Raw genomic sequence first — 12,984 nt, forward strand, 5'->3', positions numbered from 1 at the left:
ACCACAGTCTTTTACAGTACTTAAAAAAAACAGCAATATACAGGCAACACGATAGCCTAAGCTATAGTGTTCTGATATAACGATCAATAACTTGGCTGCGTTTTCTGAGGAAAGATTTCATTCCAGCTTTGTTTACACCCATATTGTTATTACCGATTTTCCATAGCTCATAATCCCTTTTTTGCGATTCTCTTATTTCTGAGGCAAAGACTTCAATAAATTGCATCAACTCTTCAAACTTCTGGTTTTTATATACTTTCCAAGTCTTATTGAACAGCACCCTCACCTCGGGGTCTTTCAATATTTTCTTATAAAATTCAGCCCCTATTCTGCTGTCATTCTCCCTAATCAGATTGAGATCAGCATAGTTGAAGTAGGTTCTATCGTGCTCTTCACTAAAACCAAATGCAAAATCAAAATCCCAAATAGGGCCCATGGTAAATTTCCCTCCCGAGCGCTTATGCATATACACACTTTTAGGATGGCCTATTTCGTGGTTACCGACCAGCATGTTTACAATCAGGAAATTTACAAATTGCTGCTTATCAAACACCTTACTATAGGAATTCTTAGGGAAATCTTTAGCGTACAACAGGTTTTCAAAATTTTGGAATTCATTCTTCCAAGTATCGAATTGAGATTCTGATTCGGGATCAGGATCCTTTAGCATTACGGGAAGATTGAGATGATCCGACTTAAATTTCCATTCTTCATCAAAATAACTATCAAGCTCCCATAAAATACCATCATCGCCAACATTCACCCTGTATTCATGAATTTCTACCTGCTGTGTCAAATTGTAATTACCGCGGTAAACACCATTTACGGTCAGATCTACGGAAACGATATCGTGGGTATAAGGAAGCCCCAGCTGCCGCCCAATTTTCATGGCAACCGCATTGCACATCAAAGTATAATCGTTGTAATTGGCCAGAAGGACCCAATCCTTTGCCTCTGGGAGATTAAAAAGCGTCGCTTTTTTATCCAGCTTCAACCGATAGGGCTTTTTGGGCTTTAACCATGTCGAGTTCCCTCTCCCCTTAATCCTTGTTTTTACCGTTTCAAGGTCCTTATATTTATTGTACCCTTCAATTTTGATTGCTGCATTCAGATAGACTTCTTTATCCATGACTTCCTGTTCGCCATCGATATAGATAAAGATATGTGGAACTACAGCTGGTATATCCTCATTCAGTTCTGGTATTTCTTCGATATCATCAATCTCCACATCATTACCCGTTTTTTTTGTACACGAAGCTATCAGAATGAATAGCAGGAACATACCGCTTAAAAATTCACTTACACTCGAGTTGATTTTTTCCATACCCTATTGGATTAATTCATTTTTTATAATTCAATTAACGATGTTGTTTCTATATATGGACTCCATCAAAAGTCTCGTTAATGACCATCTTTTTACAGGAGCTATTCCGCCCCTTATTTCTCACTCGCTGATCTGACGCATTTGGTCCATGATCAGGTTTTCGCAATCTTAGTATCCATAATTCCTTGTCACTATACCTGACCACCTATGAAGCAGTCGCTCTCCTAAAAAATAAATTTCGAGTTAAACGTCCTTTATTAGCGTATGGTTGAAGATTGATCATTTTTCAACAGATGGACAAATGCTGAAGGTGGAATTCCCATTTCATTTTTAAAAGCAATGGAAAACTTACTGGGGTTAGAAAAACCACTCATCTCGGCAAGATGTGATAACTTATAATCCAACAATGCGCTGTCTTTATTTAAGCTGGCGACTATAAATTCGATTCGTTTCATCTGTATATAGGCATAGAAATCTTTGCCCCGATATTTATGGATGATATAGGACACGTAACGTTGATTACTCTGGAGTATGAGCGCAAGAGAATTCAAGGAAACACTTTTTTCAAGAAAGAAACTGTGCAGCCTCCTGTTCAATGAAGCCTTTCAATAAGCGTGCTTCGGTATCTTCAGAAATCTGGATATCTTTTATTTTCAGATCCACCTCAGGTCTATTTTCTTGGAGTGGAGCAACATTTCCTACCGGTATACTGTCCATTTCCACCAGCTTTTCTTGCAGTAAATTGTACTTGGCTTTTTGTCTATTTTTTAATAGATACAGGTAGATCAAAATGGTAATCATACCAAAAACAAGACAAAGCGCGAGGGTAATCACGACTTTATATCTGTTTTTATAATCTTCTTTAATGTTCGTCAGATTTTCGAATAATTTGTCGGAAACTTCATATGCCAGATTGGCCCTGCTCTGTTCTAAAGTTGATGCTTTCAAGCTATAAGCATTCGATTTCTCTAAATCTCCAACCTGTAGATAATAAGTCGCAAAAGACTGATACACCAGCATCTTAAGTTCTTGCACCTCTGCAGATTTCAGATAGGGCAAGGTTAAATTGAGATACTCATATGCCTTTTGTAAATTTCCTTTCTTCATCTCGACCTCCGCTATTGTCCGATAGGTATAAGGTTGTAGGTTGGATTCTACATCACCTAAGAGCTGGAGGGTTTCCTGCAACATCTCATCCGCTAGCGCTAATTGACCGAGGTGCAAATAGCAATATCCCAATAATTGACTATTTGTCGCTTTGATCAGTACCCCTTTTTTACTCTCCTTCGTATCATGAACGATCAATTTACGGGTTTCCTGCAAAATGATTTCGGCAGCGGTATAATCCTTGCTATTAAATTTATGAAAAACACGCTCGTGCAATAAATTAATTTTCGTCAGGATATACATCGGCCCTTGAGTAGCCTGTTCATTCGCTTTTTGCGAAATCGTCAAATACCGCTCCGACGCCTGTAACAGTCCGATTCCCCGAAAAGCAGTGGCTAGAAATCCCGATGTGATTGCCTGCCAGTTGGTATTGAGTGCTGTAGTCGCAATTTGATTTGCTTTCATGGCATGCATGATGGCATCCCCGACATCCCCTGTTGCAAAATACAGGTTAGCCGATAGCATATTTGCCCTGATACGCTGCTCATCATTTACCGCAACAGTACCAAGAGAGTCTGCAACGATTTGCGCTTGCTTGATATCGGTCGCTACCAATGATACCGACACCTCCTCATACCTTTGATTAAAATCTGTATTTTCTAAACCAAAAACATAATAATTAGAGACCAAAAGCGTCAATAATATTAAAAAAAATCTCATTTTAAAAATTCAATAATATGCTGTACAATCTTTTAATTGAAAACCCGATCCTTCAGCACTTCTATCCTTTTATCACGACTATTAACTCATTCCTGTCCCTACGAGCCAACCTATCAAAGCCGACAGTACCATGCTGAATCCAATTATCCAGCGTTGTTTACCGTTCTGATTTGATTTAGCCTGTAGCATATCAGGGTTCGATTTCTGATAATCGTGTACTGCTCTGAGATTATTCGATTCTACAACCGTACCCTTTGCCTTTGCAAATTCTTTTCTCAAGTGCAGCAATGCGAGCTGCGATAACAAATATCCTTGTTCATTTCCATGAACTTCACGCCTGCCCAAAAAGTCATTCAGTGCCTTGTCCAGATCACCATCAAATGTTAATTCTGAGGATGGACAATGTTCATTTATCGTTTCATCCAATCGATACTCTATCTCCATCAGAGCTCCAAGTAGTGCCTTTGCATCATAGGTATTTGCCGTCATTCTTCAATAGGTGTTTTTAGCTTAAAATAAAGCTGCACATTGCAGTTTTCTTAAAAGTACAATATATACCTAAATTGTACAAAAAACACACACAATCAAGACGGCACCCACGCTTCATTACAAGCGTCAATTCACGAATGGCTACCCATTTGTTTAATCCGTTTGATGGATAGCTTTTGCAAAATCTTCGTCCATATAATATCCCCTATTATTTTCGTCCCCATCAACTAACCGCTCCACTCCACCACGAGCATCAACCTCCTCTTTATACAGCTCCTCATAATCTTTGGTGTATAGCGCATTGGGCACTACATTGATATCAAACACAATTTCTTGAAGAGATGCTTTTTGAAAATTCCCATAAAGCGTGATATAATGCTTGACATAACCTATGTTTTTGGCACTATTATAACTTAAGGTGAGCATCCGTTCCTTACCCGGAGGAATACTAAATGCCTTTTCATCACCGTTTACTTTAAGACACCCACAAGACGTAATAATATCCGTGATCATTAAGGGGTTTTCACCCGTGTTTTTCAAGTTGAAAGACACATCCTTCAGTTGTCCCGCAAGAATTGGATAATAATGTCGTCCATTATCCTGCACTTCCAAACTGGTCTTCTTATCCAAGACATTCATACAGCCCGTCATCAACAACAATGAGAGCATAAATAACATCAATTTAAAATATTTGTATTTCATCACAAGCAATAACTGAATTATTAATTTTAGTATTTTTCTTTATTCTAATCTGTAATTTATCCTTTGAATCCACCGCGATTGCATGCTCTAAGCTTGCAATATTGCCCTGGTACCGGTAGCTGTCCTTTGTCAATGTAGCGACAAGCACATCATTCTTAAAGATTGCTACGCTTTCTGGTGGGAGCATACGGTGATGCTCATTGATTAAAAATCGCATACGCAGTTCCTGTTTCGCGGCAATAGGTTCGATACGATCAACTGCTATCGTAATTGCCTCGCCAGACAGAAACCATCCTTGATTAAAGTCTGAAGCAAAGCCCAATATCTGGTCATTCAAAAGTGACGCTTCTTCAAGCTGTTCACCCTTAAGCGTACTGCTCACTCCAAGCGTCAGTGGAATCCCTTTACGCAGGCCCGTCTTCTTCAATTGTTCCCACTCGTTCCTGTAAATGGAAAGCTCCCCTTCCGTTTCCTTATACTTGGTCAATTCGGCATATTGTTGAAAAGTTCCAAGCCTTAGCAATGCTTGTTCCAAAGCTGCATCGAACTTAAAAGTATGCGGTCCATCAGGTACGAAATGAGTACCTGAAAAACCTTGATGATAGCAGACTTGCAGGTAACTATAGCTCCATGCTGTGAGCAGGATGCCTATTTTTCTTTTTTCCTCACCTTGCGCTAAAGCCTCCTTTTCTTGCATGTCCCGATAGCACTTCATGAACTTATCGCCATCCAAGTAGTTTGCCATCGCATAGCGAAAGGGCGTATAAATAGCGATATCTTTTCCTTTGGCAGCGCTACTCTGCTCCAGATCCAAATAATAGGAAGCCAACATAGTTCCTGTTTTAGGATAGAATCGTTTATAAAACCTTTCCACTAATTCTTGAATAGACACATTTGGATTCATCATCAGAGCCGAGAGCACATAAGTCTTCACATCATCAAAAGGGGAATAATCGTATCCACTTCCGTTCTGAAAAACTCCCTTTACACCCTGCTCAATAAAGAACGGCAACTGTGTCTGAACGCGTGACAACACCGGGAATGGTGATAGGTAATCATCAAAATTGGAAATATAATCCCAGAGATAGAGTTGCGGACATTTCTGCTTCCAGGTCTGTAGTATCCCGATAAAAAGCTGCACTTCTTTTCTTTTGAGATCCAACTGCCCACTTTTCGGTAGATCAATGGTACTCACAAAAACTCCCGTATTTTGAGCCATGGCTACTGTTGGAGCGCTTGACGTGGTCCGATAAGCCAAGGTAAAAAAATCATGTTTGGGAAATTTGTTACCAAGTCTATTCAACAGATCGGTCACTGCCCCTGTCGCACTTGTTGTCGTATTGCCCAACTTGACACATTTCGCACAGGTGCACACCAGATCATTATCATCAGGTGCGATCATAAATTTTTGCGGATCTAGATCCCCGGCACCATGTTGATCGACTATAAAATTACTGACCGCTTCGAAGGTACTTGCAGAAGAAAAACAATATTGGTTTTCTACCCGTTTACCATCGACCAGAGCCAGCGCATCTGATGGTGTACCCTCAGCAAAAATCTGCTCCATATGATGTCCCCACAGTCCCCAATCGCGATCGATGGAATTTGTCGCCAAGACACCTGTGTAATCTTCTTCCATATTGGGTAACAGGTGAGGCTCACGGTACACCAAAGGAAATTGAACAATAGCACTTGAAAAATCGATATATGCTGGTGGTAGATCCCCCACATCCAATGTTTTATGGTAGTCCCCGATACGATCGATCAACATATAACTCAACCATTTGGCCGTTTTCTTATCTTTGATAAACAACGATAGCCTTTGCGCTTCATTCCTGATTTCGTAATCGGACGTCAGATCGGGTACCAGCTCGATATAAATCTTATTTCCTGTGCCAACGGTTTCTTCAACATCAGATCGCACGACCCGCAAGTCATCTTTCTTTCCGATACGTTTGGACAAATGATGATACAGGTAATCCGCGATTTCAGCACTTCCCTTATCACCATTGGACACCAGGAAATAATCGGAGACACTGAAATCAAAATCCCGGGTCTTCCCATTGCATCCGGTAGACGAAATCGACAGCATCAAGAGCATAAAAACAACCTTAAAACGAGACATTTAATTGAAAATATAAATTATACAGGTTACGATAATGCGCATTGACCAACGATTTATCCGTATGGAAATTATACCATGTCCCCAATACGCTAGCACTTACATTACGGGTGATGCTGTGTCCTACACCTGCACCAACCATGGCATTGAAAACATTAAAACTATTGTACAATTGATAATCCAACAAATCATTATCAGGCGAGTTCCCCACACTAGCCACCGCAAGGATGTAGTTCTTAGGGCTGGCCATAAAATACTGAGCCCGAGTCACAAGACTATACAAATAGTTCCCATTCCCCTGTCCATTCAAATAATAGTTATTTAGCTTGGCCGACAACTTAAAATCTCCTATATCCTTCGTTGCACCAAGGTTCAGGTTAAACATATTTTCTCCAGAGAAGAAGTTTCGATAGCCGACCCCACCCTCTAGTTCCCAAGTTGGCTTCCATACATAAAGAGCAGCGGCATTGATTGTAAATCGTGCAAAATACTTATTTGATAGGGCTATATCTGCTCGTGTACTCCAGCGGTCAGCCCAGGGTTTGTTCCATTCAAACTGTCCCTGCACACCCTTACCTTCATCGCGTCCAGCATAATGTACACGACCTACATAAGAAGACCCAGCAGCCGTTGATCGGCTATATTCGACAGAAGAAATCGTTGATATTTCATAATTATCGCCATATCGTGCCCGCAAATGAGCGATGCTTACATTGTTCTTATGCGAGCGTTGGCTCAAATAAAGGAGATGGGCTTTAAAATCATTCAACTCCAGGAGTGAAGGGTCATAAAACTTTTGATAGTAATAAGCCGAATCGTACTGTTTAAGACCCTCAAAAGCCAATCCTTTAGTATATTTAAGTCCCTTATTGTTATCATCATAACGCAGTGCCGTATCAATAACCGATAAAGCCAGCGCATGGTCTTTATGTTTCAATAATGTATCTGCATACCGCGCTGTCGTACTGCTAAATGACTTGACCAAAGGCTCATGATAGGCATGGTCAACGACTTGATTGCGGAGCAATTCCCACGATGCTGGGAGCTGCCCGGATTGGTGGTTCATCGCTTCAGCCAACTTGATTTTAAACAGCATATCAGTCTTATGCTGAAACGCTGCAATCTGGGCATAATGGAACATGGCATCATAATCTTTCAGCTGCTCATTCATATTGATCATCGCCAATAAGGCTTCTTGATTATGCGGATCTACCGCAAGCCAGCGTTCGACAAAGGCATGAGCTTGATCGATCTTGTAATCTCCCCTCAAATCTTTGACAACAGGAGCTGCAAGTTCAGCATAATTGATCAGATAACGCGGCTTATCATAATCTGAAGCTCCCTCCATCAGCTGGGCATAAAGCATCAATGCATACTCAAAACGCCCCTGTTTATAATACAGATCTGCTTTCTTATTGCGTATGTCGCGATCACCAGGTTGCTCTAGCAGCAATTCGTCGAGTATCACAATGGCATCCGCATACCGCTTATCTGTTATATAAGCATTATAAATACCTTGCTTTGCAATCGCAATAGACGCTGGGTCGCCGTACTGAATAGCGTCTTGCCAATCGAAGATCGCAGCAGCAACCTGACCGTCCTGTAAGTTCTGTTTGGCGCGCTGCAGGCTGATATCCACATAAGCATCCCTCAGGTCTACATCATTTGGATATTTCGCAAAATATGCACGCGTTAAGCCCACTACTTTCGCTTGATTGTCCATCCGTTTATAGACCATCAGCTCCTTCATGTCGAGTTCTTTTCGATTACCAACCCTACTACGGTGTTTCGCTAAGACATGAAGCGCTTCATCATACTGTTGCACCGCTACGAGGTGATTGAAAACATGGTTAAAAGCCTCTGTATGAGCTGGGGATCCATCAAATATTTTTCCATACAAATTAGCAGGGTCATTATTTTTGGCATTCCGAGCAGCTTCAAGAAGGAAGTAGCTGTATTGATTTTTAAGAGCCACGGATCCCCCTCCCTTCATCTGACTGTTTAAAAAATCTAAGATTTCAGGGTAACGCTGCTGTTGTTCCAATACGGCTACCTTTTTTTGTATAAACTGACTATGTCCTGGAAACTGATTTAAAGCACGTTCTGAATATACCAAAGCATTGTTATAGTCACCAGCTTTGATATAATTGTCGATAACTGCCAAATAGGAATCCGCATGCCTAGGTTTCTCATCGACAACTTTTTTGGCCATTGCTATCGATTGATCGATCTTCCCCGATTTCCGTACCTCATCAGAACGCTGTTGGAGCACATAGGTATGATCCGTCTTCAGCTCCGCATCCTCAGGGTAGATCTGCGAAATCCGTTTCAATAAACGATCGGCTTCGACGTGGTTTCCCATATCCCGGTAGAGGCCAATTTTTTTTCGCCACAGGCCCTTCCAATAAGGATTGACTTCCAACAACTCATTGATATAACAAATGGCGCTGGAATACCGTTTCGTCTCCGTCTCTACAGCCACCAACATCTGCTTAGATTCGACATTGCTGGGCACATAATCCAAAGATTTCACCAACTCATACCGCGCCTTGTCAAAAGCCTTATGGTGTAAGTAATATTTCCCCAAAAGCATGCGCATATCGGCATCCCGGGGACTACTTTTCAGATTAGACTCCGCTAATTTTCTTCCTTCTTCCCATTTCCCTCTTTTATAAAGCTCATTCACCTGCTGCGCCTCTTCGTTTCTTTCGACCGTTGTCTGCGCACGTTGTGCATATAAGGGTGCGCAACCATATACCGTCCCTAAAAAAACAGCGATAAATCTTGCGTATTTAAATCTTTTCAACATCACTAACTGTATTTGCATGATTAGTTTGAGAGAATCCTTTACGGGTCATTTTACCCCACTTAAAGTCTCTTCTGGTTAAGTACTGAAGGTATCCACGAAGTGTAAAAACAACCACTAGCGGATGGTAGAGTATGGCCTCAAATGCTGAAAACAACACCAGTTTGAGGTATTCTGAAAAATTCTTGTATAATTTCCCCAAGATTAGGTCGTACGATATCGTGATGACAGATACAGCGAAACCAATGAGGTAAGCATAGAGCAACATCATCCAGAACGTATCGAAGTTAATCTGATTGGTAAACAGGAGGAACAATAGGAACAACAATCCTGCAAACTCAATAATAGGGGCTAAGAACTCGAAAAACAAGATATAGGGCATGACCAAGAAACCCAGGCGTCCATAATCCTTATTAAAAAGAAAGCGTCTATGATCGATCATAAATTGCAGCATCCCTCTTCCCCATCGTGTCCGCTGCCTGTTCAATACACTGATATTTGGAGGTCCTTCCGTCCAGCAGCAGGTATAAGGACACTGCACGATGCGGTATGGTTTTCTATTTTCTCGCATATAGGCTATCATCCTGACGGTCATATCCATATCCTCCGCATGCGAACCCGAGTCAAATCCTCCAGCCCCAATAACGACGTTTGTTTCGAACAAGCCAAAGCCTCCAGAAACATTGGGAATCGCATTAATCATCGACCAACCCATTTTAGCCACCAGATACGAGCGCAGGTATTCCGTCTCTTGAAATAGGGGGATCAAAGCGTTCGGTGGTTTTGCACGCGTGACCCGTCCATTTTCAATGGTACAGCCATTCACCATACGCATGGTTGCACCAACTGCAATCACTTGTTCTTCGGAATCCAGAACCGGAAGAATGATTTTTGTTAAAGTATCTTCTGCTAGAATACAATCCACATCGGTATTGATAAAATAATCATATTGTGCCACATTGACCCCAGCATTCATCGCATCGGCTTTTGTACCGCCGTTTATCTTGTCTACGACAACAAGCTTGCTGTAATCCGGATTTGTTGACCTAAGAATACGGGTAACAGGCTTACAATGCACCTTGTACACATAATAATAGGGCACTTCCTCCAATTCAAAATTGGCAATCAACAGGGGTAATGTTTCATCTTTACTGCCATCATTGACGATTATCACCTCAAAATTGGGATAATCCAGATGGAGCAATGAATGGACACTGTCCACGATAATCACTTCTTCATTAAATGCGGGTGCAACGATCGAAATACCAGGAGCTTCATCCGGAAATTTTTTAAGATAATCTTCTTCCTTTTTGGAATAGCGGTACCGGTATCTTAACGTATTATAATAGCTCATGATCATGAGTGTTAAATACACCAACGTTAGCGCACTAGCATAAAAATAAATGAGGTATGAGAAAAAATAGACCATATGTATGGGATTAGGCTTTAATAATGAGTTGCTCTGCAAAGACTTGACGAATGATTACCTTTTCTTGCTCTTTTGCTTTATTTTGAAGTCGACGTAAATTTTCATCTCCTTCCCGACCATACTTTCTGATCGACCTCGCGATGACGATCTTTAAATGATCATCATAGGTATGATCATACGTATCCAACAGAAATTGGAGTCCACCTTCTCCTCTCAACACCCCTAAAGTTTTTACAATAACTTCTCGAATAGGGGTCGATTCTAAGGCATAGCGTAGTGTTAGATGCGGTATTGAAGTGGTATACCTCAAATTGCCCAATGTCTTTATAATCTGCATGCGAACATCCCGGTGCTCCTGTTTATCGAGCATTTCCAAAAGTGTTGGACTCGCTTCAAACTGTTCAAAAAAACCTACTTCCTGAATAATGAAACTGATATAATTGCTGTTTTTAGAATTATTTATCCAGCGCAATAAATTGGGCAACTTGCCTTCATTATAGCGTTTCACCAAGGTGGCATGAAGTCGGATTTTATCCAATTGGGTAAAGGATTCATCAAAATTCTCCTCCATAAAGCGGAAAGGATTGTAGGAATCCAGATCTGTATGTACATTTCGAGCCGCCTTACGCAGGTGTTTATTCTTATGAAAGACGGATTTGGAAATAAGTCCGGTGTTCAACCCATTGTTCAATAATCCAACTGTCTGTAAGGCATTCTTACGCACCTTGATTTCCGAGGACCGCAATCTTTTCTCCCAAAAAGGCATTAATTTCATTGCCTCTAAGCAGTTTTTATAATTAATCAGATTCAGTGTTTGTTTCTTCTCCAACGTATCGCGTACATCAAGAATAAGGTCTGTAAAAAGGTCAAACTTCCAGGACTTATTCTTCTTTTGATCAAACTCCAAAAGCTCTTCCAGCTCTTCCACATCATAATTTATGTCACTACTGATGATGAATGTTAGTTTATCCTGGTATTCCTGCCCCATCTTGTCTTTTCTACTGGCAGCTTTGTTCAGCTTATATCCGGTAAAAAGTAATCTCCCGATGCCAAAAAGTACAACAAAGGCAAAAAATATAACCATCACAACGGTAATCCGAACGACCAGTGGATACCCATTGTACAAGGAGCTCAAGTAGCTCAGGTAATAGCGATAATAATCATAATACATAAAGAAATTTTTTAGTCTTATTAATACTTAATATATGTTCACGGCTTTAACCATTGATCTAAAACGAATGCGAGCAGGCCTTATGACTTTGCATTTAAATTTGGTTATAGATTCGGTATTTCGATTAATACAAAGACAAATATGCCGATTGAAATAGAAAATAATGTCTCATTTCCAACCACACTATAGTCAAAGCACAAACAAAAATGAGAAACAAAACAAATCGCTCCATATGAGCCATTTAGGCACTTTTTACAATTGAGTTTTTCGAACGTTTTCGGTTAAAGGACAATATTTCCGATACCCAAATCAGCTTTTTTAAATTAATATGAGACATGTTATCGTATAAAATCAGAAATGTCCACCCCATGTCCACCCCATGTTCACGCGACATGCCAAATCAACCTGTCTACAGTTAGGAAAGAATAATAGATTATTAAAAAAATGAAGCTAAATCAAGGAAAACTATAGCCGTAGCCATTTTGCAAGATGACATAAATAGTCATGAACGATGGTAGAGTTTAAGGAAGGAGCTGATGGTCCGCAAAAGCAGTATTAATTTTTTATGGCGTGTTGTACTGTAGTACGGTATTGATGGGGCGAGCAACCAAATTCGGTAATAAAATTACGATAGAAAGAAGCTCTTGAGTTAAATCCACAGATAAAGCTGAGGTCGTCTATCGTATATACAAACTCTTCTTGACTGAGCAGTCGCGATGCGTAAACTAACCGTAACTGATTGATGAAACCCATTAAAGTTTGTTTTGTAAGATTTTTTAAGGAAAGGACCCAGATCATTTTTTTTGATATCCAATTGCTTACAAAACTGTTCTCTATTCAAATCAATATCGAGGTATCCTTTAGCTAAGATAAACAGTTCGACCTTTTTCCGGTATAAAAATTCTACTTCTACGGGCAGTACAACAGGCTCTCTATTTTTAAAAGCGTGTATTGTTGTTTGTTTTTTTCCAGCAGTAATACGTGGCATAGCTGATAAATCGTCCAAGAGAGGTGTTTTCAGATAAGAGAACTGTATAACAGGAAATAGCAGTAACAATAAGAAAATAAGCTTAATGCACTGATAGCTGTTTAAATCTCCTCCCTCTAATTGAAG

At 40.4% G+C, this 12,984-nt stretch carries 10 protein-coding genes; all 10 read right to left on the reverse strand.

Translation table 11 applies throughout. The features are described 5' to 3' along the window. Positions 1-61: 61 nt before the first annotated feature. A complete protein-coding gene (locus ACFX5U_RS20660) occupies positions 62-1,324 on the reverse strand; it encodes a CotH kinase family protein (RefSeq protein ID WP_400261964.1) in 1,263 nt (420 codons plus the stop codon). 257 nt (positions 1,325-1,581) lie between these two features. Beyond that, positions 1,582-1,875 carry a helix-turn-helix domain-containing protein gene (locus ACFX5U_RS20665; RefSeq protein ID WP_400261965.1) on the reverse strand — a complete coding sequence of 98 codons (294 nt, stop codon included), beginning with the start codon at positions 1,873-1,875 and terminating at the stop codon, positions 1,582-1,584. A gap of 13 nt (positions 1,876-1,888) precedes the next feature. Continuing rightward, positions 1,889-3,151 carry a hypothetical protein gene (locus tag ACFX5U_RS20670; protein ID WP_400261966.1) on the reverse strand — a complete coding sequence of 421 codons (1,263 nt, stop codon included), beginning with the start codon at positions 3,149-3,151 and terminating at the stop codon, positions 1,889-1,891. Between the two features lie 81 nt (positions 3,152-3,232). After that, complete coding sequence (locus tag ACFX5U_RS20675) at positions 3,233-3,640, reverse strand: hypothetical protein (protein WP_400261967.1); 408 nt, start codon at positions 3,638-3,640, stop codon at positions 3,233-3,235. A 153-nt stretch (positions 3,641-3,793) separates the two neighbouring features. Beyond that, positions 3,794-4,309, reverse strand: a complete 516-nt coding sequence (locus ACFX5U_RS20680; protein WP_400261968.1) for a DUF1573 domain-containing protein — start codon at positions 4,307-4,309, stop codon at positions 3,794-3,796. Positions 4,310-4,322: 13 nt separating this feature from the next. Next, positions 4,323-6,467: a DUF4838 domain-containing protein gene (locus ACFX5U_RS20685; RefSeq protein ID WP_400261969.1), complete on the reverse strand. Its 2,145-nt coding sequence runs from the start codon at positions 6,465-6,467 to the stop codon at positions 4,323-4,325. Then, positions 6,454-9,291, reverse strand: a complete 2,838-nt coding sequence (locus ACFX5U_RS20690; protein ID WP_400261970.1) for a tetratricopeptide repeat protein — start codon at positions 9,289-9,291, stop codon at positions 6,454-6,456. The genes ACFX5U_RS20685 and ACFX5U_RS20690 overlap by 14 nt, the downstream gene beginning before the upstream one ends. Continuing rightward, positions 9,257-10,699, reverse strand: a complete 1,443-nt coding sequence (locus ACFX5U_RS20695) for a glycosyltransferase (protein WP_400261971.1) — start codon at positions 10,697-10,699, stop codon at positions 9,257-9,259. Before ACFX5U_RS20695 ends, ACFX5U_RS20690 begins: the two co-directional genes overlap by 35 nt. Before the next feature lie 10 nt (positions 10,700-10,709). Beyond that, the gene (locus tag ACFX5U_RS20700) at positions 10,710-11,870 is read right to left on the reverse strand and encodes a HEAT repeat domain-containing protein (protein ID WP_400261972.1); all 1,161 of its coding nucleotides are present in this window, start codon (positions 11,868-11,870) and stop codon (positions 10,710-10,712) included. A gap of 555 nt (positions 11,871-12,425) precedes the next feature. After that, positions 12,426-12,668, reverse strand: a complete 243-nt coding sequence (locus ACFX5U_RS20705) for a helix-turn-helix domain-containing protein (protein ID WP_400261973.1) — start codon at positions 12,666-12,668, stop codon at positions 12,426-12,428. Positions 12,669-12,984: the final 316 nt, after the last annotated feature.

Origin of the sequence: Sphingobacterium sp. SG20118, from assembly GCF_044740685.1 — a bacterium.
Lineage (GTDB): Bacteria > Bacteroidota > Bacteroidia > Sphingobacteriales > Sphingobacteriaceae > Sphingobacterium.

What these genes read in the sequence shown, in the direction of transcription:
- ACFX5U_RS20700 (WP_400261972.1), bottom strand. Translation starts at nt 11,870, where the DNA reads ATGTATTATGATTATTATCGCTATTACCTGAGCTACTTGAGCTCCTTG.
- ACFX5U_RS20690 (WP_400261970.1), bottom strand. Translation starts at nt 9,291, where the DNA reads ATGCAAATACAGTTAGTGATGTTGAAAAGATTTAAATACGCAAGATTT.
- ACFX5U_RS20695 (WP_400261971.1), bottom strand. Translation starts at nt 10,699, where the DNA reads ATGGTCTATTTTTTCTCATACCTCATTTATTTTTATGCTAGTGCGCTA.
- ACFX5U_RS20680 (WP_400261968.1), bottom strand. Translation starts at nt 4,309, where the DNA reads ATGCTCTCATTGTTGTTGATGACGGGCTGTATGAATGTCTTGGATAAG.
- ACFX5U_RS20705 (WP_400261973.1), bottom strand. Translation starts at nt 12,668, where the DNA reads ATGATCTGGGTCCTTTCCTTAAAAAATCTTACAAAACAAACTTTAATG.
- ACFX5U_RS20685 (WP_400261969.1), bottom strand. Translation starts at nt 6,467, where the DNA reads ATGTCTCGTTTTAAGGTTGTTTTTATGCTCTTGATGCTGTCGATTTCG.
- ACFX5U_RS20660 (WP_400261964.1), bottom strand. Translation starts at nt 1,324, where the DNA reads ATGGAAAAAATCAACTCGAGTGTAAGTGAATTTTTAAGCGGTATGTTC.
- ACFX5U_RS20675 (WP_400261967.1), bottom strand. Translation starts at nt 3,640, where the DNA reads ATGACGGCAAATACCTATGATGCAAAGGCACTACTTGGAGCTCTGATG.
- ACFX5U_RS20670 (WP_400261966.1), bottom strand. Translation starts at nt 3,151, where the DNA reads ATGAGATTTTTTTTAATATTATTGACGCTTTTGGTCTCTAATTATTAT.